Here is a 24,691-nt window from a genome sequence, read left to right on the forward strand (position 1 = left end):
GAGGTTAATATGAAAGGAAAAAATGTTATATTATCTTTAGTTTTAATTAGTTGTTTTATACTATTTGGATATTATTATAAAAGTGTGTATTTAAGTAATAGCATAGAAGCTATAAATATGAAAGCTATGAATAAGAAATATGTATATCCTTTAGGAGAAATCGTAGGTATAAAAGCAACTACAGATGGAGTTTTAGTTATAGGATATGAAGAGGAAAATATAGAGTATATAGGTGGTATAGAAAAAGGTGATAATATAATAGCTATAAATGATATAAAAATTGAAAATGTTCAAGATATATCTGAAATATTAGAAGATGTAAATGAAGATGAAGTTAAGATAAGTTTAATAAGAAATGAAAATTGTATTGATGAGAATATAAAATTAAAAAAATACGGAAAAAATAAAAGATTAGGATTATGGGTAAGGGATAAGATATCAGGAGTAGGTACAATTACATTTTATGATCCACAAGAAGCTGTGTTTAAAGGTATTGGTCATGCTATAATAGATTCTGATACAAATGAGTTGCTTAGAATAAAGCAAGGATATGTATATAAACCTAAAAAATTAAATATAGAAAAAGGAACAAATGAGAAAACTGGATATTTATATGGCGATTTTGATTTAAAAAGTCCAATTGGTGAGTTTAAATGTAATTCTAATTTTGGAATTACTGGAATATATAATTCAGAAAAGAAAAAATCAACTCAGTTAATGGAAGTGGGAAGTGAAAAAGATATAAACCTAGGAAAAGCATACATATTATTAGAAGATAAAAATAAAAATACAGTAAGCTATGATATAAATATAATTGATATATCAACAGATGAACAAAGTACTAGACAAATTTCAATAGAAGTTACGGATGATAGATTAATTAATTATACAGGTGGTATTATTCAAGGTATGAGTGGTGCTCCTATAATACAAAATAATAAGCTTATTGGAGCTGTAACTCATGTAATTAAAGATAATCCTAAAAAAGGATATGGTATTTTTATAGAGGAAATGATAAAATTAGAGAATAAAGATTAAAAAAATAATAATAAATATTAAAATTTTAAATAGATTGAAGGAATATAAATTTAGTATGTCGAATATGATTAAAAGTGAAAAACTTTCGATATTATTTAAATATAAAAAATAAAATGTTTTATTAATAGGGGGAATTTTAGTGAACGAGAAAATTAAAATAGTATTAGCTGACGATAACAAAGATTTTTGTCAGGTTTTAAAGGAATATTTATCAAATGAAAGCGATATAGAAATATTAGGTATAGCAAAAGACGGTATAGAAGCTTTAGATTTAGTTAAAAAAACTCAACCAGATTTACTAGTATTAGATGTTATAATGCCGCACTTAGATGGTTTAGGAGTAATAGAAAAATTAAACTCTATGAATCTTCCTAAGATGCCAAAAATAATAGTTTTATCTGCAGTAGGTCAAGATAAGATAACTCAATCTGCTATAAACTTAGGTGCAGATTATTATATAGTTAAGCCTTTTGATTTTGTCATATTTATAAATAGAATAAGAGAGTTAGTGGCAAATAAAACGAATCATGTTGAAGCTAAGCCAAGAACACATGCAGATATACAAATGACTAGAAGTGATTTTGTAAGAAATGCAGGGAATATAGAAACTGAAATAACAAATATAATACATGAAATAGGTGTTCCAGCACATATAAAAGGATATTTATACTTAAGAGAAGCTATAAAAATGGTTATAGAAAATGTTGAACTTTTAGGAGCTGTGACTAAAGAATTATACCCAAGTATAGCTAAGAAGTTCAACACTACTCCAAGTAGAGTAGAAAGAGCTATAAGACATGCGATAGAAGTTGCATGGAGTAGAGGTAAAGTTGATACTATAAACCAATTATTTGGATATACAGTTCATAATACTAAAGGAAAACCAACAAACTCTGAATTTATAGCAATGATTGCAGATAAATTAAGATTAGAGCATAGTATGGTCAAGTAAATCATATAAATAAAGCCTTCTAAAATAAGAAGGCTTTATTTTTTTGTATTTTATTATAATATATTATGTTATAGGAAAACTTAATATATAAGGACATATTAAGGAGGTTCTTTAATGGAAATATTTATACCTAAAGAGGTCAGTTTTTTAATAGATACAATATATGAAAATGGGTATGAAGCATTTATGGTAGGTGGATGTGTGAGAGATAGTATACTTAATTTAACACCTAATGATTATGATATTACAACTAGTGCAACACCACAAGAAATAATGAATATATTTAAAGACTATAAAATAATAGATACAGGAATAAAGCATGGAACAGTGTCTATTATTTTAAATAATAATATATATGAGATAACTACTTATAGAATAGAAGGAGAATATGAAAATAATAGAAGTCCTAAAAATGTAGAATTTACATCTAATATAGAAGAAGATCTTAAAAGAAGAGATTTTACAATAAATGCAATGGCATACAATGAACAGTTTGGAATAGTAGATAAGTTTAATGGCTTAGAAGATTTACAAAAAAGAATAATAAAGACAGTAGGAAATCCAGATGAAAGATTTGAAGAGGATGGACTTAGAATGATAAGGGCAATTAGGTTTAGTAGTAAACTAGGCTTTAGTATAGATGAAAATACACTAAAGAGTATATACAAAAATGCATATATAATAAAAAATATAAGTATAGAAAGAATTAATGATGAGTTTACAAAAACCCTGGTAAGTGATAATCCACAGAATATAATTTTACTGTATAAAACTAAGATACTTGAGAATTTAGGAATTCATTGCAACTTAAATGGATATTATTACGAAGAATTGGAAAGAGATATAAACATATTAAAAAGTTGTGATAATAATTTACTAGATAGATTAATAATGTTAGAATATTTAATTTCAAATAAAATATTAAAATGTATTGATCAACATGAAAAATATAAATATTACTGTGAAAACATAAAGAAAGTAAATATTATAAATAATTTAAGATATTCAAACAAAGTAATAAATTACTGTAATGATATTATGGAATATATGATTAAAGATATTGAAAAAATAGACAATATAGTTATTAAAAGATATCTAAATAATATTGGATATGAAAAATTAAATAAAGTTTTTAAATTAAAATTAATTTACAATGTATTTTTAGATAATAAAAATAAAGCTGAATTTTTTAGGCAATGTATTATTAAATTAAATGAAATAGAAAATAGCAAAGAATGTTATAAAATAAGTGATTTAGATATAAATGGAAAAATACTTAAAGATTTAGGATATAAAGGTAAAGAGATAGGAGAAAAGTTAAACTTTTTACTAGATGAAGTTATAAAAAGTCCTTTACTTAATAAAAAGGATATCCTAATAAATTTATTGAAGTTATAAGTAATTTATGATATTAATATAGATTAGATGTAACATATGAATAAATATATAAAAACTTAAAATATTTCTTTTATTGTTAAATAGTGATATAATTGAATGTGATTTTAAAAAAGATGTCGGAGGTTTACAATATGAAAGTCCAAGCACCTATAAAGGTGGATAGAAAAACTAAAAGACTTGCTAAAAGGCTTACAGGTAGAGAGATAGCGGTTATAAATCATGTAGATATTGATGAAGTTGCTGCAAACTCTTTAGTAGAAGGTAAGATTAAACTTGTAATTAATGCATCAGAGTCTATAAGTGGAAGATATCCGAATAAAGGACCAGGTATACTAACTGAAAATAACATACTAATAATCGATAATGTAGGAGAAGAGTTATTTCATAATTTAGCTGAAGGTCAAATAATAGAAGTTATAGATGGAAATATATATAGAGATGGAGAACTTTTAGGAAGCGGTGAAGTATTAGATAAGCAACAGGTTTCAGAAAAGTTAAAGAAAGCATACGAGAACTTATCAGTAGAACTAGACAGATTTATAGACAATACTATAGATTATGCAAAGAAAGAAAAAGGATTTATACTAGGAGAAGTTGAAATTCCACATGTTAAAACAAACTATGCAAATAAACATGTATTAATAGTTGTAAGGGGTCAAGATTATAAGCAAGATTTAAGTACAATAATATCATACATAGAAGAGATGAAACCAATTTTAGTTGGTGTTGATGGTGGAGCAGATGCATTACTTGAGTTTGGATATACTCCAGATGTTATAGTTGGCGATATGGATAGTGTAAGTGATGAAGCATTAAAAAAAGCAAAAGAAATAATAGTACATGCATATACGGATGGAAGAGCACCAGGATTAAAAAGAGTAAATGATTTAGGCTTAGATGCTATAGTTTTCCCTGCACCAGGAACTAGTGAAGATATAGCTATGCTTATTGCTTATGAATATAAAGCAGAACTTATAGTTGCTTTAGGAACGCACTCAAATATGATTGATTTCCTAGAAAAAGGTAGAAAAGGTATGGCAAGTACGTTTTTAGTTAGATTAAAAATTGGTGCTAAATTAATAGATGCAAAGGGTGTTAATTTACTGTATAGAAGTAAATTAAAGATGAAATATATTTGGGCGTTAATAGCAACTGCGTTATTCCCAATACTTATAATTGCATCTTTCACACCAAGTGTAAAACAATTTATGCATCTGATGCAATTAAAGTTAAAGTTATTATTACAGATGTAATTTAGGAGGATTAATATGCATATAAATATGAAATATTATATAGTTAGTATAGGGGCTATATTTATATCTTTAGGGATTGGTATATTAGTAGGGTATAACTTGAACTATGACCAAGAACTTAGCAAACAACAAGCAAGTGTTATAAGTGATTTAGACAATAAATTTGATGCACTAAAAGTAACAAATGATAATTTAGAAAAAAGCTTAGCTGATTTAAGTGATGACTATGATAAAGCTATAGCATTTATAAATGATAATGTAAATAATTTAGTAGTAGGTAGACTAACAGATAAAAACATAGGGATAATATCTACTAATCAAGACAATGACTATACAAAAGAGATAAATGAAATAATAACTACTGCTAATGGAAATGTAGCTTTTGATATAACATTAAATAACAATATATTTAATGAAAAAAAGATAGAAGAACTAGCAACTAAATTAAATTTAGAAATAAAAGATACAAAAGATATTATGGCATATATTGAAAAAGCTTTAAGTGAAAGTAATGCTAGCTTAAAATTAAAGGAACTTGAAGATGCAGAAATGATAAAGATAAATTCATTAAATGAAAATTACCAAAGTTATGATTCTGTAGTAATAGCCGGTGGAAATAATGGTAAGCTAGGTAAAGAACAATATGAAAATATAGATAAAATACTAATAGAAACTTTAAAGGATAAAGATAAAAATATAGTAGGTGTTCAACAAAGCAATACTAAATTTTCATATGTAGATTTATATTTTAATGACAAGGTTACAACTATAGATAATGTAGATGAGGGTATAGGTAAATTATCGCTAGTTATGGTACTTCAAGATAGTAGTATAGCAGGCAAATTTGGAAAGCTAGAAGGTTCAGATAGCATAATACCATATAAAAAATAAAAAGGAGAGACAAGTATGAATCCTTATATAAGTATAATAATACCAGCTTATAATGAAGAAGATAAAATTAAAGATACTTTAGAAAATATCAAAGATATAAATGAGATAAATGAAATATTAGTTATAGATGATGGATCAAGTGACAAAACAACTGAAATTGCAAATTCAGTTGAAAGTGAAAAAATAAAAGTTTTTACTCTAGATAAAAATAGAGGGAAAGGCTATGCTCTTAATTATGGATTAAAAATAGCAATGAAAAATGCAACTATTATAGGATTTTTAGATGGAGATTTAGGTTCTACATCTAGCGAAGTTAAAAAGCTTATAACTCCAATATTAAACAATGAAGCAGATGTTATAATAGCTAAGTTTCCACCAGCTACGAAAAAAGGTGGATTAGGATTTGTAAAGAGACTAGCAAAAGAATCTGTATTAGAAATGACGGGTAAAGAATTAGATGCTACTTTATCAGGGCAAAGAATATTTAAAAAAGAAGTACTAGAAAAGTTTAAAGAAATGCCATATGGATATGGTGTAGAAGTAGGTATGACTATAGATATACTAAAACATGGATATACTGTAAAAGAAGTTTTAGTTAATATGACTCATAGTGAAACTGGTAGAAATTTAAAAGGATTTATACATAGAGGGAAACAATTTTATCATATAAAGAAGGTCTTAAGACAAAAGAAAAAAGAATGGAGGTAGTATTATATGAATAATTATATACTTTATGCCATTTTAATTTTAACTGGATTACTTGGTACTTATGCTATAATACCTCTATTTAGAAGTTTACTAATTGAGAGTAATGTACTAAGGCCTAATTATAAAAAAGATATGATACCTGTTAGTATGGGAATAGTGTTTCTTCCTATGCTTATTATAAACGCTATAATATTAGCTTATTTTACAACTAATTTTAAAGATATGTTACATATATTTATATTTTTATTTGGATTAGTATCTATGTTTTTTGCAGGGATATTAGATGATATTATAGGAAATAGAGATGTAAGTGGACTAAAAGGGCACTTTAAAAGTTTATTAAATGGAAAGCTAACAACAGGTGGATTCAAGGCTTTATTTGGAGGCTTCATAGGTATTGTAATATCAATAGCTATATCTAAGAATATTTATGACATAGTTATAAATACATTAATAATAGCTTTATCTACAAACTTAATGAATCTATTGGATTTAAGACCAGGTAGAGCTATAAAAGGATACTTAGTAATATCAATAGTATTATTATTTACATTAGGTGAATATACAAGAAATCTTTTACTATTAATATTTCCAAATGTGATTGCGTATTTTAACCAAGACTTAAAAGCAAAAGCAATGATGGGTGATACTGGTTCTAATGTATTAGGAATATCGATTGGAATATTATTTGTAATGGGATACTCGTTAAAGGTTAGATTAATATGGTTAGCATTCTTAATATTTATACATATACTTACAGAAAAGTATTCATTAACTAAAATAATAGAGAATAATAAGTTTTTAAATTTCATAGATAAGTTAGGAAGGTAATCTTATGATAAGTAAAAAAATAGGAATAGTTGAATCTATAGTAGATCAAAATGGAGAATTAGATGATATAAGAGTAAAAATAAATGGAGAGCTACAAAGGGCCTATAACTATCCTAAGATTACAGGACATATAAATATAGGAGATGAAGTGCTTCTAAATACAACTGCTGTAGAGCTAAGTTTAGGAACAGGTGGATATCATTTTGTTATAGCTAATTTAAATAACTTAGAGTCAAACTTTACTAAGGGTGGACATATAATGAAGTTAAGATATACTCCACTTCAAGTAAAGGTAGACTCAGTAGAGGAGCAAGAAAGTGCTTATCATAAAAATATAGAAGAATTTTCGAGCTTAGATAATATGCCAGTTGTGGTTGGAAGTTTACATAGTATGTTAACTCCTTTTGTAGCATCATATAAAAGGTTAAACCCAAAGAAAAAATTAGTATACATAATGACAGATGGGGCTGCTCTTCCTATATACTTAAGTAAAAATGTTGATACACTAAAGAAAAAAGGATTGATAGATAATACTATAACAATAGGTAGTGCATTCGGTGGAGATTATGAATGTATAAATATATACACAGCTTTGATAACAGCAAAAGAGGTTTTAAAGGCAGATGTTGTATTTGTAAGTATGGGACCTGGAATTGCTGGTACAGGAACTAAATATGGATTTACAGGCATAGAGCAAGGGCCGATACTTGATGCGGTTCAAAAGCTTGGTGGTATGCCTATATCTATACCAAGAATAAGTTTTGCAGATCAAAGGGAGAGACATAAAGGAATATCTCACCATAGTATAACTGTACTTAAAGAGATAGTAAATGTGAGTGTAAATCTACCTATATGTACTTATAACGAAGAACAGTTATGTTACATAAAAGAACAGTTAAGGAATAATAAATTAGAGTTAAAACATAATATAGTATATATCAATAATGAAAATTCTAAAGCAGACCTAGAGTACTTTGAGCTGAAGGTAAGAAGTATGGGTAGAAACTTTGATCAAGATAAGGAATTTTTTGAGGCTGCAAGTACGGCAGCTTATTATCTAGCGGAGGTTTGTGATGATAGTAGAAGAGAAAACCATAAGTAGTGATAGGATATATACTGGAAAAGTAATAAGTTTGAAAGTTGATACTGTAGAAATAGAAAATAAAGGGTATCAAAAAAGAGAAATAGTAGAACATCAAGGGGCTGTAGCAATAGTTGCATTAACGGATGATGATAAAGTGGTGCTTATAAAGCAATTTAGAAAGCCAATAGAACAAGTTATATGGGAAATACCTGCAGGAAAACTTGAAATAGGAGAAAATCCAAAGGATTGTGCTATAAGAGAATTAAAAGAAGAAACAGGATATAGTGCTAAAAATATTAAATTAATACACAAGTTTTTCACATCAGCAGGATTTTCAAATCAAAAAATATATATATTTTTAGCTACAGGTCTTAATAAGGGCGAACCTGAATTTGATGAAGATGAAATTATAGAAAAATATGAAATTGATATAAATGAAGCTCGAAATATGGTAATAAATAATGAAATAGAAGACGCAAAAACTGCAATAGGAATTTTATTAGCTAAAGAATTAATATAAAAGGAATAACCTCCTCTTTTTATACATACTATTTTGTAAGATGTAAGAGGAGGTTATGAATTTGAGAGGAACATATAAGAAAAGTTATTTTAGAGAAATAAATAAACAATTAATAGTTATTGGACTTATATTTTTAACAGCAGTAGTAATTGGTACATATTTAAATAAAATGTGGCCAGATTATCAAGGTAACATAGTAAATAGCATTAATCCTATTGTAGAGTATTATAGCTCAAAAATATCGATAAAAAATATAGTGCTAGCTAATTTAAAGTCTGATATATCCTTTATGATGTATATTTCTTTATCAACTTTATTTGTAGTAACATTTCCAATAACGTTGATATTATTTATAGTAAAAGGGATATCTATGGGCTATACTATAAATAGTGTTATATTAGCTATGAAATTAAAAAGTATAAAGTTTATTCTTATAACGACATTTAAAAATTTAATTATTATATTAGGTACCATTATACTTATTTTGATTTCAATTAATTATATAAAAGAAATGGTACTTGAGTTTAAGAAAAGTAGAAATAGAAGCAAGATGATTTTTTTATTTTCAAGATATATATTAAACTCAATAATTGTACTAGCTATAACTATTGGTTTACAAGTTTTATTAAACACTTTAATTATTAGTATTATTAAGTTCCTAGTCAGATAAAGGAGTTTACTATGGAAGTTGTGAAGAAATATATAAACTATATAAAAGATAAAAAGAAATTATCAAACAATACGGTATTATCTTATTATACAGATATAAAAAAGTATATGGATTATTTAAAATCCATAAATTTAGAAGTAAGTGATGTAGTAGAAAATGATATAATAGGGTATATAATAAATCTAGAAAAGGATAGTGTATCAGTAGCCACAGTATCTAGAATGATATCATCTATTAAATCTTTTCATGATTATTTATTTTTAAATCACATAACAGATAATAATCCAGCAAAGACTATAAAAAAGCCTAAAGTTGAAAAGCATGAAGTAGATATATTAACAGAAAAAGAAATAGAAGCATTATTAAATTTTCCTAAGTTAAATACACCTAAGTTGATAAGAGATAAAGCTATATTCGAGGTATTATATGGAACAGGAATAAAGGTTTCAGAACTAGTTGATATGGATATTGAAGATGTAGATTTAGAATTAGATTATATATATTGTAATATTGCTAAAAATAAAAGAGTTATACCTCTTTCAGATACAACTAAGGTTTACTTAGAAAAATATATAAAAGAAGCAAGACCTAAAATAACTGAAGATACAGAAAATGCTCTATTTGTAAATTCATTAGGGCAAAGGTTTACACGACAGGGACTTTGGAAGCTTATAAAGAAATATGCAAGTATTGCTAATATAAATAAAAATATTAATCCTAGTATGCTTAGACACTCATTTGCTATTCATTTGCTAAATGAAGGAGCAAATATAGCTGTAGTTAGCAAAATATTAGGAAATGCAAATTTGTCTAGTTTACAGGCATATTTAAATCATATAAATAAAAATATGAGAAGAGAAATAAAAGAAAAACATCCTAGAAAATAAACAGCTAAGGAGGAAAATATGAACAGAATTATATGGATAGTAATTGATAGTGTTGGAGTAGGTGCATTACCTGATGCTAAGGCATTTGGTGATGAAGGTGTAAACACATTAGGTCATATAGTTAAAGAATTTAACGATATAAAAATACCTAATATGGTAAAACTTGGATTAGGAAACATAGATGGAATTGATTACATAAAAAATGTAGATTCTCCAATAGGTTCTTTTGGTAGATGTAATGAAGTATCTCAAGGAAAAGACACTACTACTGGACATTGGGAGATGACAGGATTATTAGTAGATACACCATTTAAAACTTTTGAAAATGGATTCCCAAAAGAAATAATAGATGAGTTTGAAAGAAGAACAGGAAGAAAAGTAGTAGCTAATAAGCCAGCATCAGGAACTGCAATATTAGATGAATTTGGAGAACATCAAATGAAAACTGGTGATGTAATAGTTTATACTTCAGCAGATAGTGTGTTCCAAATAGCAGCTCATGAAGATATAATTCCTTTAGAAGAATTATATGATATGTGTAAAATAGCTAGAGAAATAATGATGGGAGAATATGCTGTAGCTAGAGTTATAGCAAGACCATATGTAGGACCATGCAAAGGACAATTTGAAAGAACTTCAAATAGAAGAGATTATTCATTAAATCCTTTTGATAAAACAGTTCTTGATAATATAAAGGAAAATGGTCTGGATGTAATAGCTGTTGGTAAAATAGAAGACATATTTAATGGACAAGGGATAACTGAAGCTATACACACTAAAGATAATATGGATGGTGTAGATCAAACTATAAACTATATTAAAAAAGATAATAAAGGATTAATATTTACTAACCTTGTTGATTTTGATTCAAAATATGGTCATAGAAGAAATATAAAGGGATATAAAGAGGCTTTAGAAGAGTTTGATGCTAGAATACCTGAGATAATAGAATCTATGAATGAAAAAGATATACTTATAATAAATGCAGACCATGGTAATGATCCAGCATATAAAGGAACAGATCATACTAGAGAATATATACCTTTACTAGTGTATGGTAAAGATATAAAAGAAGGAATAAATCTAGGAACGAGAAAAAGTTTTGCAGATATAGGAGCAACTGTTGCCGATATATTAAATGTTTCTAAAACTAAAAATGGTACAAGTTTTAAAGATGAAGTAATGAAGTAATTTTGGAGGACAAAAAAATGGAAAACATATATGATAAAATACAAGAAAGTGCAAACTTTATAGAAAGTAAATCTGAAGTAAAACCTTCAATTGGTTTAATATTAGGATCAGGACTTGGAGTATTAGCTGATGAAATACAAAATCATGTTAAAATAAAGTATAATGAAATACCTAATTTTCCAGTTTCAACAGTTGAAGGACATGAAGGTTGCCTTGTATTAGGTGAATTAGAAGGTAAAATGGTAGTGGCTATGCAAGGAAGATTCCACTATTATGAAGGGTATACTCAACAAGAAATAACTTTCCCTGTAAGAGTTATGAAAGCTTTAGGTGTAAATACTATAGTTGTAACTAATGCTGCAGGTGGAGCAAATACAAACTTTAAGCCGGGGGATTTAATGCTTATAAAGGATCATATAAACTTAAGTGGAAATAATCCTTTAATAGGTAAAAATGATCAAAGACTTGGACCTAGATTCCCAGATATGTCTAGTGCATATACTCCTAAGTATATAGATGTAGTTAAAGAATGTGCTAATAAGCTGAATATAGAGTTACAAGAAGGGGTTTATGCGTTCTTTAGCGGACCAACTTATGAAACTCCAGCTGAAGTAAAAATGGCGAGAATATTAGGTGCAGATGCAGTTGGTATGTCTACAGCTCCAGAAGTTATAGTAGCTTCTCACTCTGGAATAGAAGTTATAGGTATATCTTGTATAACTAATATGGCAGCTGGTATACTTGATCAGCCACTTGACCATGAAGAAGTAATAGAAACAACACAAAAAGTAAAAGCTGAATTTTTAAGCTTAGTTAAATCAGTTGTAAACCATATATAGTATAATAATTAAGGAGAATTATTATGAGAATTTATGATATAATCAGCAAAAAAAGAGACAAACAAAAGCTAAGCAAGGCTGAAATTGACTTTTTTGTAGAAAAGTATTCAAAAGGTGAAATACCTGATTATCAGGCAGCAGCACTTTTAATGGCAATATATATAAATAAGATGGATAAAGAAGAAACTGTATATCTTACTGAAGCAATGATGAACTCTGGAGACGTCATAGATTTATCAGATATTGGCGGAATAAAAGTTGATAAGCACAGTACAGGTGGAGTTGGTGATAAAACTACAATAGCATTAGCACCATTAGTAGCAGCTTGTGGAGCACCAGTTGCGAAAATGTCAGGAAGAGGTCTAGGGCATACTGGAGGAACTTTAGATAAATTAGAAGCTATACCAGGGTTCTCAATAGAAATGGATTCTAAAAAGTTTGTAGACTCTGTAAATGAACATAAAATAGCAGTATGTGGCCAAACAGCATCAATAGCTGTTGCAGATAAAAAGATGTATGCATTAAGAGATGTTACTGCTACCGTTGATAACATATCTCTTATAGCAGCTAGTATAATGTGTAAAAAGTTAGCTTCGGGAGCAAATGCTATATTACTTGATGTAAAAACTGGTGATGGAGCATTTATGAAAACTTTAGATGATTCATTTGAATTAGCAAAAGCTATGGTTGATATAGGATGCGGAATGAATAGAGAAACTATAGGTATGATTACAGATATGGATGAACCATTAGGATTTGCTGTAGGAAACTCTCTAGAAGTTATAGAAGCAATAGAAACATTAAAAGGAAATGGTCCTAAGGATTTTGTTCTTTTATGTGAAACATTAGGCTCTTATATGCTAGTTTTAGCAAAGGTTGCAAAAGATTTTGATGAAGGTTTAAGTATGATAAGAGATGCTATAAATTCAGGTAAAGCTCTTGAAAAATTAAAGGTATTTATAGAAAATCAAGGTGGAAATAAGAATGTAGTTGATGATTATACACTATTGCCTCAAGCATCAAAAATAGTGCCTATAAAAGCAAATAAATCAGGATATATAAGCAAAATAGAAGCTGAAGAGGTTGGTATAGCTGCTATGATTTTAGGTGCAGGTAGAGAAACTAAAGAAGATTTACTTGATTTATCTGCTGGTATAGTGTTAGAGAAAAAAGTTGGAGATTACGTAAATGAAGGTGATATATTAGCGTATATGTACTTAAATAAAGAGGAAAAATTTGAGCAAGCAAAAGAAAGATTTATAAATGCTTACTCAATAGTAGAAGAAAAAGTAGAACCTAAAAAGTTAATCTACGGAGTTGTAACTAAAAACGAAGTTAAAAAATTCTAATAATATGATTAATAAAAGCCTAACGTGTAAAAAATAACGTTAGGCTTTTAAACTTTTAAGAGTACAAAATTTATAACTTGTCGACAAATTTATTGAATTTTTTTATGCTTAGATTTATAATATAAAGGATATAAATATATATAAGGAGTAGATAACTTTATGAATATAAATAAAAAAAAGTTAGGTATAATAGGTGCTATTTCTATTATATCAGTAATATTGATATCGGTATTTATATTTACACAAATAGGTCCATATGATAAAAATAACAAAAAAGGTATAGTAGTTGAAATACCACAAGGGGCAACAACAAGTACTATATCAGATATTTTATATAAAAATAAATTAATAAAAAATAAAACAATGTTTAAAATATCTGTAAAACTAAGCAATAAAGCACAGCATTTTAAAGCAGGTAAATATTTATTTAATCAAACCTATTCAAATAAAGAAATAATTGAAGATATATCATCTGGTAAAATATACAATGATGGAATAAAAATAACTATTCCAGAGGGATCTACTTCTAAAGAAATTGTTTCAATTCTTGTAGGACAAAAGTTAGGTAATGAAGAATCTTATGAAAAACTAATATCAAATCCTAAGGAATTTTATAATCAATTTAAATTTCTAAAGGAAGAAGATATAACTTCATTAGAAGGATTTTTATATCCATCAACATATTATTTTGATGAAAATGCATCTGAAAAGGAAGTATTAAGCGTAATGTTAAGTCAGTTTAATAAAGTATATACTGACAAGCTAAGAGATAGACAAAAAGAATTGAAAATGACAATAGAACAAGTTGTAAATTTAGCATCTATAGTTGAAAAGGAAGCAGTACTAGATGAGGATAGGCCTATAATTGCTAGTGTATTTTATAATAGGCTAAAGATAGGAATGCCTCTTCAATCAGATGCAACTATACAGTATATATTTAAAGAAAGAAAAAAAATAGTAACATACAAGGATTTAGAAATAGATTCTCCATATAATAGTTATAAAAATAAAGGTCTTCCTCCTACACCAATAGCAAGTCCAGGGATAAAGTCAATAGAGGCAACATTATATCCTGAAAAAACTGAATATTTATATTTTGTAGCTAAGATGGATGGTGGAAATAATTATAGTACAAACTATGAAGATCATTTAAAATATGTAAAAGAATATAAAGATGAAAGAGATAGATTAAATAAAGAAAAATAAAATTAAGGGTTATTATTTGAGGTTTAAAATATGGATTATGTCTTAAAATATTAAGATGTAATCCTATATTAATGTTATTACTACTGTAAGGAGTGGATTTAATGAGTAATATAGTAAATAATTTAGTAGAAGATTATATAAGAACTACATTAAAAGAAAAAGATGGGTTATTAAGAGAATTAGAAGAATATGCAAATGAGCATAATGTACCTATAGTTCATAAAGAAGTATCTGAACTTTTAAAGGTGCTATTAAAAATTCAAAAGCCAAAAAGAATATTAGAAGTAGGATGTGCGATAGGATACTCTTCTATACTTTTTGCATCTGTATTAGATGAAGATGTTGAGATAATAACAGTAGAGAGAAATGAAAAAATGATAGAAAAAGCTAAAGAAAATATAAAATTAGCAGGATTTGAAAAGAATATAACTATATTAGAGGGAGATGCCGAAGAAATATTAAAAGAAGTAGAAGGACCTTTTGATATGATATTTATGGATGCAGCTAAAGGACAATATAAGTTATTTTATGACATGATAATAGATAAATTAAGAGTAGATGGTCTTTTAATCTCTGATAATATATTATACAAAGGTATGGTAGCTCATGATGATTTTGTTATAAGAAGAAAGAAGACGATTGTAAAGAGAATGAGAAACTATTTAGATTATATATGTAACTGTGACTATTTATCTACGTCGTTAATACCAATAGGAGATGGAGTTGCATTAAGTTATAAAAATAACAAAAGAGGTGATATTAATGAATAAAGTAGAACTGTTAGCGGAAGCTTTTAATTTAGATTCATTAAAGTTAAATATAGAAAATGGTTGTGATGCAGTTTATATAGGTGATGAACTTAAAAACTTTTCTATAGATGAATTAAAGAAAAGTGTAGAGTATGCTCATAACAGAGATAAAAAGGTATATGTATCGTTAAATAAAATACCTCATGAAAATGATATAAATGAAATAAAAAGATATATTAAATCTTTAATAGATACAGGTATAGATGCTATAGTCGTAATAGAACCTGGTATGTTAACTATTGTGAGAGATGTATGTGAGAATATAGAGATACATTTAAGTGATCAAGCTAATGTAACAAACTATGAAACTGCTAGTTTCTGGTACAATCAAGGCATAAAAAGAGTGATAGTTTCTAAAGAATTATCATGTGAAGAAATAGGACAAATAAGATTAAAATCTCCTATTGATATGGATATAGAAGCATTAGTACATGGAGCTTTATTTATATCACACTCTGGTAGAAAGCTATTAAGTAATTTCTTAAAAGGTAAGAATGCAGATGAAAATAATAGAATAAACTCTAAAAAATATAATTTAGTTGAAGAAAAGAGACCAGGAAAATACTTCCCAGTATATGAAGATGAAAGAGGGACATTCTTATTTAATACAGAAGACTTATGTATGATAGAATATATACCAGAACTTATAAAATGTGGTATAACAAGCCTTAGAATTGATGGAAAAATGAAAGATGATGAATATGTAGCAACTGCTGTAAAAGCTTACAGAAAAGCCATTGATGCATTTTATTCAGATCCTAATTCATGGGAATTTAATCCTATTTGGTTAGAGGATTTAAATAAATTAAATAATAGGAATTTAACATCGGGATTTTATTTAGATAATCCTAATAAAGATGAGTAAAATAAAGCTATATATTAAGGAGAACTGACATTATGAATGATAACAAAAGACCGCTTATAATAGGTATAACGGGAGGAACAGGGTCAGGTAAAAGTACTGTTTGTAAAGCTATAATAGATAATATACCTGAAGAAAACATAGCCACGCTAGAGCAAGATGCATATTATAAAGATCAATCTCATTTAACTTTTGAAGAAAGATTAAAAACAAATTATGATCATCCACTTTCTTTTGATAATAAATTACTTATAAAGCATATAGAAGAATTATGCGAAGGAAAAACTATAGAAAAGCCAATATATGATTATGAATTACACACTAGAAAGCAAAATGAAACAGTAACTATATCTCCTAAAGATATAATTATAGTTGAAGGAATAATGATACTTGAAGATGAAGAGTTAAGAGATAAGTTAGATATAAAAATATATGTGGATACAGAAGATGATATAAGAATACTTAGAAGAATACAAAGAGATATAAAAGAGAGAGGAAGAACTGTAGATTCAGTTATAGAACAATATTTATCAACAGTAAAACCTGCACATGATCAATTTATAGAACCATATAAAAAATATGCTGATATAATAATGCCAGAAGGTGGACAAAACGAAGTTGCTATAGATATAGTTATAACTAAAATAAAAACTCAATTAAATTAATTATAATAAAGTATTAACCCCTTAGATATTGTTAAAAATAAAAATATCTAAGGGGTGATTTTATGCCAAGAAAAACTATTTTACCAAAACAAATAATTCGAAGAGCATACAGTATATTTTTTATATTTATAATAGGGTATCTAGTATTAGTATATAGAATTATAGATATCCAATTTATAGACTCAGATTTATATCAAGAAAAAATAGAAAATCAAAATACTAGGAAAATAGAACTAAATAGTGGAAGAGGAACAATATACGATAGAAATAAAAAGCCGTTAACAGATACAAAAATATCTAAGATAATAGTAGTACCCAAAAATCAGATTTTAAACGATAACGAAACTAAAGACTTAGTAAATAAAATAATAAAAGATGAAAGTGGAGACTTAAAAACAGATATTGAATACAAGGTATTAGAATCTGTAGTTGAAATAGAAACTAAAAGTATAGATTACAATTTAGAAAAACAGCTAGAAGAAAAAGGTGTAATAGTAGAGAATAAAAAGCTAAGATATTCATCAGATGGTCTTTTATCTCATACGATAGGATATATAAGCAGTGTAGATAAGATAGGTCAATACGGAATAGAGAAAAGCATGGAAGAATTACTTAATAATTCTCATGAAGAATATGTCTCTGTATTTAAAGCTGGGCAAGCAGGGAATGAAGGTAATAAAAATGTAGGGATATTAAAAGGTACTATAAAAACAGTAGATAAAAATGATGATGATAAACATATTAAGTTAACAATAGATAAAGATATTCAAAGTATAGTTGAAGATACAGTTGATAAAGAGGATAATCCTAGTGCAGTAGTAATATCTGATGTAAACACAGGAGAGATATTAGCAATAAGTTCTAGACCTACATTTGATCAGTATGATTTGTCTAAATACATAAATAGTAGGGATGGAGAGACTATGAATAGAGCTATTCAAGTTAATTACCCTATTGGATCTATATTTAAGATAGTAGTTCTTTATGCAGCATTAGAAAATAATATAATAGATGAAAATTATACATATGAATGTAGTGGAAGTATAACTATAGGAAATAATAATGAGATATTAAATTGTAATAAATTAGATGGACATGGACCACAGACATTAAAAGATGCATTTTCAAACTCATGTAACCCTGCGTTTTTAGATATAGCAATGAAGGTAGGAAAGGAAAAAATAATAGAGGCAGCTAGAAAACTACATATGGAAGAGAAAGTGGATATAGGATTAGAAGAAGAGAACTTTGATTTAATTCCAGATAATATATCTATAAGAAACTTGGCAATAGGTCAAGGCAGCATGGAGTTTACTCCAATACAAGTAAACCAAATGACTCAAATTATAGCTAATAATGGAACATATAAACCATTGTATTTATATGATAGTATATTAGACTCAAATAAAAATATAATTAAAACATTTAAGAAGACTAAAAGTGAAGATATAATATCTCCATATTCAATTAGTAAGGTAAAAGAGCTAATGAAAAATGTATCTAAAGAAGGCACAGGTAAAGAGTTAAATGATTTACCTGGTGGATGTGGAGTAAAAACTGGGACAGCCCAAAGTACTGTGAATAATATAAAGGTAAATCATAGTTGGATAACTGGCTTTTATCCTGAAAATAAACCTAAATATGCTATAACAGTATTAGTTGAGGGTAATGAAAATGGAAACAAACAAGCATTACCAATATTCAAAGAAATATGCATGAAAATAAATAATAAAATTAAATAAAAAAAAATAAATATAGCAATTAAAACAGGTCACCTTCATATAATTTAAAATGACATGAAATAAAAAGGGGGTGGCCTTTTGACGATCTTAAAATCATTTGAAAAACCATTAACCCCTGAAGAAGAATTAAAATATCTAACAAAATTTAAGGAAGAACAAGATGAACACGCAAAGGAAGTTTTAATAGAGAGAAACATGAGACTAGTAGCTCATATAGCTAAAAAATACAATAACTCTAGTGAGGATCAAGACGATTTAATATCTATAGGTACTATAGGGCTTATTAAAGCTATAGAAACTTATAATATAGAAAAAGGTACGAGGCTTGCAACTTATGCATCTAAATGTATTGAAAATGAGATTCTTATGAATATTAGAACTAATAAGAAAAATAAAGTTCAAGTATCTCTTCAAGATCCTATAGGTATGGATAAGGAAGGTAATGAAATTAGTCTTATTGATGTTTTAGGGACAGATATTGATTATATATTAGACCAAGTAGAATTAAAGGTTCAAATTAGTAAACTATATGAACAATTAGATAAAATACTCACTAAGAGAGAGAAAGAGATTATACTATTAAGGTATGGTCTAACTACGTGTGGATATAAGACACAAAGGGAAATTGCTGAAAAATTAGAAATATCAAGATCATATGTATCTAGGATTGAAAAGAGAGCATTGAAAAAGTTACAAAAAGAACTAAAATCAGAAAAAAGCCTTATTTAACTAAATAAGGCTTTTTTTGTTGAAAAGTTCATGATTAGACAATCAAAAACGACAAAAAAACTTACATGAATCTGCTAACATTAATTATATAGCAAAAAGTATTAATATCATCTTGGTTTATACAGAAAAATTAGTTAAAAATACAGTTAAATTTAGATAAAGTTAATTAAATGAAAAAAGGATGGTGATTAATATAATGAATTTATACAAATATAAGGAAATATTAGAAAATATAAATATAATTGTTATATTTTCTATACCTATTATATCTTTAATACTATATACATTAAATAAAAGAAAGGTGATGATATTAGAAAATTTAATATATATAGGAGAGTTTTTTATATATCTATACTTAAATAGCTATATCATAATAGGTAATATAAATTTGATTAGCGTGATACTTATTTTAAAGTTTGTAATTATATTAACCCTAAAAGAAAAATTAAAAATTAATAATTTTTTATATAAATTTATACTAATTTTAGGTTTATTATATGTATGTAATATTAAAGTTGAATATAGCATTTTAATAAATATAATACTGAATATTATAATATTAAAATGTTCAATTATAGATTGTATAAAGCTATTTAATAAAGAATTACTAGATAATAGACATGATTTAAACCAAAAAAAATCATATATAAAAGAAGTAAAAAAGAAAATAAAGTCAGAAAAAGAACTTCAAAAGAATTATAAAGATGAAATACTAGGAGTTAGCAATAAAATAAGCAAATCAATAGAAGAGTCTGACATTCCAATATTTATCCTAGATATCAATAAGAAATTTATTTATAGTAATGAAGCATTTAATATGTTAATACAAGACTACAAAAATAAAGAAAATAGGATAGACATATCAAAATACTTGCAGTTTAAGTTTCCTAAATATAAAAATTTAATGGATGAAATAAAAAAAATAGCAACAGAGGCTAGAGGAAATCTCAATATTAAATCTTATGATGGAAAAATATATAGATTAGAATGTATAACAGATATTATAGATGAAAGACCAGTTATAGTATGTATACTAAAAGATATAACTCAAACCACATTAATACAAAACAAGTTAGAAGAAAGTGAAAATATGTACAAAAACTTAATGGATGTATTAAATGAAGGGGTTATAATACATGACAACAAAAATATAAAATATATAAATGATAAAGGGTTAGAAATATTAGATATAAATATCGGTAAGAAAGAAATATTTATAGAAGATATAAAAAATATTGTAAGTAAAAAATTTAGAGAAAAATTTTTATCAAATATACAATTAGTAATAAGTAGAAAAGAAGAAAAGGTTATAAATAAGATAGAGTTGATAAATGGAAGAATAGTTGAGTTAGTAACAACTAATATAAAGTTAAATGATGAAGATTTATTGATTAGTATAGTAATAGATATAACAGAATTAGAAAATACAATAATGAATATAGAACAAAGTGAAAAAACTTATAAATTACTACTTCAAACATTACCGGAAGGAATAGTGATAGTAAATCCAACGACAAAAAAGCATATCTATAGAAATGAAGCAAGTATAAGGATGCTAAAAACTATAGGTCTAGAGAAGCTAAATGAATCTATAAAAACCTATCTAAAAGAAGAAAACTACGGTAATTTTAGAAGATTTACAATAGATAAGTTAAATAATGTTGATATATCATTAGCTATTGTAAAAAGAGAAGAAGAAGGATCACTTATAGTAGTATTTAGAATGTTAGATTGTGAATTTAAGTCGACACAATTAGAAAAAGAACTAAATAGAATAAAAGAAAAAAATAAATTTAAAACAGAGTTTTTATCTAATGTAGCTTATGATATAAAAAAGCCTATTAATAAAATATTTGAAACTAACAATAATTTGATTGAAAATAAAGGAAAGTATAACTCTGAAAATATAAATAATCATACTAGACTAGTTAAACAAAATTGCTATAGACTTATAAGGCTTTTAAGCAATGTAGAATATGTAAGTAGGATTGATAATGGGACATGTACTTTAGAATTAAGAAAATGTGATATTGTTAAGTTAGTAGAAAATATAGTTAAGATATCTAAAACGTACACAGATAAAAAGGGTATAGATATAAGTTTTAAAAGTGAAGTGAATAAGAAAATATTATCTTTAGATATAGATAAGGTAGAGAAAATAATTTTAAATATATTATCAAATGCAATTAAGTTCACTGATACAGGTGGAAAAATAAATATAAATTTATATATGCATAATGAACAAGTTTGTATATCTATAAAAGATACAGGGATTGGTATACCAAAAGATAAGACAGAAGTAATATTTGAAAACTTTGAACAGTTAGATACAACCTTATCTAGAGGTTGTGAAGGGACTGGTATGGGACTGTCTGTAGTAAAGAAATTAGCCAACCTAAATAATATAAAAATAAATGTAGAAAGTGAATTAAATAAAGGGAGTGAATTTATAATAACATTACCTAATAACATAGTAAGTAAAAATATTAAATTACAAGATAAGTTTGCTCAAGACGAAAAGATAGATATTGAGTTTTCAGACATATATCTTAATCTAACTTCGTAAGGAGGAATTAATAAGGAGATTAATATGTATAAGTATATAAATTTATTTAGTATATCAATTTTTCTTACTAGTACATACATATTATATGCAAATTGGACAGCTAAAAGAAATAAGAAAAATACAATGATATTGATGACTTTGATAACTATAGTTGTATATCAATTTAAAATAATAATAAAAGGATCTGATATAAATTTATTACAGTATAATAGTCAAATACTTATGATGCTATTAATATTAAAGTTAAATTTATATAAATTGAAAAATCATAATTTAAAACTTGTTATGAATATGAATTATATTCTATCATTATTGCCAATATTAGTATCAACTAATTATAAGTTAATAGAATATAATAGGTTAGTTTTATTATATATGTTAATGGCAACTGTATATATGTTTTCAATTAGTATATATAATTATAGTTTGAGTAAAAACTCAAAGATTATACTAATTTTGAATTTGTCTTATATAGCTATATGCTTATTAGTAAAAAAGAATATATATATAGCAAATATGGGATATATATTAGAACTAATGTCATCAATGATGATATTAAGATATATATATACAATATATATAAAAGAATCAGAATTAAAGAATATAAAACTTTCTAAAAAAATAAGTTTATTTAGAGATGAAATAATCAATGATAATGAAAAACTAGAAATAAATAAGAACATATCTATGGCTATAAAAGAAAACTTAGATAAAAAGAATAAACTTTTGAATACTATTTTAGATCAAAGTAATAAGTGTGTAATATTAATAGATAATCTAGGTAATATAGTTAATGAAGATGAAGGTTTTTATAATATGTGGAGAGAGTATAAATCTTTTGACGGTGAGTTAAGTCTATTAAAGTTTTTAGATAATAGCGTAAAAAATAAGGATAAATTTTTAAAATATCTTAGATTGTTAGACAAAAAAACAGATAAGCTTAAAGGAGAATTTGAAGGCAAGGATGGTAGATATTTTGCTTGTACATATTGTAAAATAATTATAGATGATAATGAGATTGGTTTTATTTGTTATATAGAGGATATTACATATAAGAAGAAAAGTGAAATGAAAATAAAAGAAAATCATGTGAAATATAAAAAGATAGTAGATAATATACCATATTCAATACTACTAACTGATGAAAATAATATTATATATAATAATAAGAAAAGTGAAAATATAGATTTTAGAAGTAAGGAAATAAATAATGCCCTATTTAATTCAAATAAAAATGGAGAATTTAAATATATGTATGAAGATGACAAAGAAATTTTCTTGAATATAGATAGAGCAAGCTTTAGAGATTGTAATAGTAAGAAAAATGTAATAGCAATTAGAGATATAACTGAGTATAAAAAATTACTGCAAAAATTAAAGTTAAGTAAAGAAAAATATGAGTCATTAGTAAATATAATACCAGAAGGAATTTACATAGCAAATTTTGACAATAATAATATAACTTATGCGAATTCTAGGTTTTTAGAAATGACAAATTACAAAACAGTAGAAGAAATAGATATGGATAATATAAGTAATAGTATGATAATTACAACTTCTAAGGATGATGAAAATATAAAATTTCAAAGAAGGACTGTTAAATCAGGGCAAAAAGGTATGCATATAGAGTGTGGAGGAACAATAATAGAAGTAAATAAGAAATTAAATGTTGTAGGAATAGTAAGAGATATAACTAAGCAAGTTAAGGCAGAGCTAATGGAAATAGAAATAGAAAAGCAAAAAATAGCTAATAAAATAAAGTCTGAATTCTTTATAAATATGTCTCATGAATTGAAAACACCTTTAAATGTAATATCATCATCTAATCAATTAATGTCAATTTTACATAAAGAAAATATAAAATTAAACCCAGATAGTCAATTGTCAAATACGGTTAAAATTATTAAAAAGAATGCAGATATTTTAATGGAGATAATTAATAATATAATGGATCTATCTAAATTAGAACTAAATGTTTATGAAAGTAATAAAGATTACTATAATATAGTAACTTTAGTTGAGGATACAGCTGTAGAGTTTAATGACTATGTAAAATTAAATGATATAGAAATTTTCTTCGATACAGATGAAGAAGAAAAGATTGGTCTTGTAGATCCTAAAGATATAGAAAAAATAATATTAACTTTATTAACTATGATATTAAGATATTCGGATAAAAAAAGTTTAGTAGAGATATTATTTACAAGTAAACATAGTAAGAATATAATAAGTATAAAAAATACTGGAGGATATGACTATAATAAGTATATAAATGATAAAGATAGAAGGATTTTAGATATTGCAGTTTCTTTAGCGAAGCATATAATAGTCATATATAATGGGAAAATAGATATAAAAACTGATTCAGATAAAAATATAGAAGTTACTATAGAGTTAAATCTAGATAAGGATATAAAGAATTATAAAAGCAGAGTAAGGGATGATAATGATGAATTTATTTATCAAAAATATTTAAATATGTGTAACTTTTAATATAATAT

General features: G+C 26.1%; 22 protein-coding genes. All 22 read left to right on the forward strand.

All coding sequences use genetic code 11. The features are described from left to right. Window positions 1–9: 9 nt before the first annotated feature. The 22 genes from BN7997_RS04600 (at window position 10) to BN7997_RS04705 (ending at window position 24,683) form a co-directional block, all read left to right on the forward strand. Window positions 10–1,038: a SpoIVB peptidase S55 domain-containing protein gene (locus BN7997_RS04600; RefSeq protein WP_071119690.1), complete on the forward strand. Its 1,029-nt coding sequence runs from the start codon at window positions 10–12 to the stop codon at window positions 1,036–1,038. 124 nt (window positions 1,039–1,162) lie between these two features. Then, complete coding sequence (gene spo0A, locus BN7997_RS04605) at window positions 1,163–1,990, forward strand: sporulation transcription factor Spo0A (RefSeq protein WP_071119691.1); 828 nt, start codon at window positions 1,163–1,165, stop codon at window positions 1,988–1,990. A gap of 114 nt (window positions 1,991–2,104) precedes the next feature. Then, window positions 2,105–3,388 carry a CCA tRNA nucleotidyltransferase gene (locus tag BN7997_RS04610; protein ID WP_071119692.1) on the forward strand — a complete coding sequence of 428 codons (1,284 nt, stop codon included), beginning with the start codon at window positions 2,105–2,107 and terminating at the stop codon, window positions 3,386–3,388. 131 nt (window positions 3,389–3,519) lie between these two features. After that, on the forward strand, window positions 3,520–4,641 hold the full coding sequence (gene steA / locus BN7997_RS04615) for a putative cytokinetic ring protein SteA (RefSeq protein ID WP_071119693.1): 1,122 nt from the start codon (window positions 3,520–3,522) through the stop codon (window positions 4,639–4,641). Window positions 4,642–4,656: 15 nt separating this feature from the next. Beyond that, window positions 4,657–5,532, forward strand: a complete 876-nt coding sequence (locus BN7997_RS04620; protein WP_071119694.1) for a copper transporter — start codon at window positions 4,657–4,659, stop codon at window positions 5,530–5,532. Window positions 5,533–5,547: 15 nt separating this feature from the next. Continuing rightward, on the forward strand, window positions 5,548–6,240 hold the full coding sequence (locus BN7997_RS04625; protein WP_071119695.1) for a glycosyltransferase family 2 protein: 693 nt from the start codon (window positions 5,548–5,550) through the stop codon (window positions 6,238–6,240). 6 nt (window positions 6,241–6,246) lie between these two features. Then, window positions 6,247–7,071 carry a glycosyl transferase gene (locus BN7997_RS04630; RefSeq protein WP_071119696.1) on the forward strand — a complete coding sequence of 275 codons (825 nt, stop codon included), beginning with the start codon at window positions 6,247–6,249 and terminating at the stop codon, window positions 7,069–7,071. A gap of 4 nt (window positions 7,072–7,075) precedes the next feature. Continuing rightward, on the forward strand, window positions 7,076–8,173 hold the full coding sequence (locus BN7997_RS04635) for a DUF3866 family protein (RefSeq protein ID WP_071119697.1): 1,098 nt from the start codon (window positions 7,076–7,078) through the stop codon (window positions 8,171–8,173). Next, on the forward strand, window positions 8,145–8,675 hold the full coding sequence (locus BN7997_RS04640) for an NUDIX hydrolase (protein ID WP_071119698.1): 531 nt from the start codon (window positions 8,145–8,147) through the stop codon (window positions 8,673–8,675). Before BN7997_RS04635 ends, BN7997_RS04640 begins: the two co-directional genes overlap by 29 nt. Window positions 8,676–8,730: 55 nt before the next feature. Further along, window positions 8,731–9,345: a hypothetical protein gene (locus BN7997_RS04645; RefSeq protein WP_242873386.1), complete on the forward strand. Its 615-nt coding sequence runs from the start codon at window positions 8,731–8,733 to the stop codon at window positions 9,343–9,345. Between the two features lie 11 nt (window positions 9,346–9,356). After that, on the forward strand, window positions 9,357–10,232 hold the full coding sequence (locus BN7997_RS04650) for a tyrosine-type recombinase/integrase (protein WP_071119700.1): 876 nt from the start codon (window positions 9,357–9,359) through the stop codon (window positions 10,230–10,232). A gap of 18 nt (window positions 10,233–10,250) precedes the next feature. Continuing rightward, entirely contained in the window at window positions 10,251–11,423 is a 1,173-nt protein-coding gene (locus tag BN7997_RS04655) for a phosphopentomutase (protein ID WP_071119701.1), read from the forward strand. A 17-nt stretch (window positions 11,424–11,440) separates the two neighbouring features. Then, on the forward strand, window positions 11,441–12,262 hold the full coding sequence (locus tag BN7997_RS04660; protein ID WP_071119702.1) for a purine-nucleoside phosphorylase: 822 nt from the start codon (window positions 11,441–11,443) through the stop codon (window positions 12,260–12,262). A 23-nt stretch (window positions 12,263–12,285) separates the two neighbouring features. Continuing rightward, window positions 12,286–13,611, forward strand: coding sequence for a pyrimidine-nucleoside phosphorylase (locus BN7997_RS04665; RefSeq protein WP_071119703.1), 1,326 nt, complete (start codon window positions 12,286–12,288; stop codon window positions 13,609–13,611). A 159-nt stretch (window positions 13,612–13,770) separates the two neighbouring features. After that, window positions 13,771–14,817: an endolytic transglycosylase MltG gene (mltG, locus tag BN7997_RS04670; RefSeq protein WP_071119704.1), complete on the forward strand. Its 1,047-nt coding sequence runs from the start codon at window positions 13,771–13,773 to the stop codon at window positions 14,815–14,817. A gap of 101 nt (window positions 14,818–14,918) precedes the next feature. Then, window positions 14,919–15,587 (forward strand): O-methyltransferase, encoded by a 669-nt coding sequence (locus BN7997_RS04675; protein WP_071119705.1) that lies wholly within the window; start codon window positions 14,919–14,921, stop codon window positions 15,585–15,587. Then, complete coding sequence (locus tag BN7997_RS04680; protein WP_071119706.1) at window positions 15,580–16,491, forward strand: peptidase U32 family protein; 912 nt, start codon at window positions 15,580–15,582, stop codon at window positions 16,489–16,491. The genes BN7997_RS04675 and BN7997_RS04680 overlap by 8 nt, the downstream gene beginning before the upstream one ends. Window positions 16,492–16,520: 29 nt before the next feature. Then, on the forward strand, window positions 16,521–17,153 hold the full coding sequence (gene udk / locus BN7997_RS04685; protein WP_288247245.1) for a uridine kinase: 633 nt from the start codon (window positions 16,521–16,523) through the stop codon (window positions 17,151–17,153). Window positions 17,154–17,215: 62 nt separating this feature from the next. Beyond that, a complete protein-coding gene (locus BN7997_RS04690; protein ID WP_071119708.1) occupies window positions 17,216–18,895 on the forward strand; it encodes a peptidoglycan D,D-transpeptidase FtsI family protein in 1,680 nt (559 codons plus the stop codon). 78 nt (window positions 18,896–18,973) lie between these two features. Continuing rightward, window positions 18,974–19,624, forward strand: coding sequence for an RNA polymerase sporulation sigma factor SigK (sigK, locus tag BN7997_RS04695; RefSeq protein ID WP_071119709.1), 651 nt, complete (start codon window positions 18,974–18,976; stop codon window positions 19,622–19,624). A 196-nt stretch (window positions 19,625–19,820) separates the two neighbouring features. After that, entirely contained in the window at window positions 19,821–22,190 is a 2,370-nt protein-coding gene (locus BN7997_RS04700; RefSeq protein ID WP_071119710.1) for a PAS domain-containing sensor histidine kinase, read from the forward strand. A 24-nt stretch (window positions 22,191–22,214) separates the two neighbouring features. Further along, complete coding sequence (locus BN7997_RS04705) at window positions 22,215–24,683, forward strand: PAS domain-containing sensor histidine kinase (RefSeq protein ID WP_071119711.1); 2,469 nt, start codon at window positions 22,215–22,217, stop codon at window positions 24,681–24,683. Window positions 24,684–24,691: the final 8 nt, after the last annotated feature.

Origin of the sequence: Romboutsia timonensis, assembly GCF_900106845.1 — a bacterium.
In the GTDB taxonomy this organism is placed as follows: Bacteria; Bacillota; Clostridia; order Peptostreptococcales; family Peptostreptococcaceae; genus Romboutsia; species Romboutsia timonensis.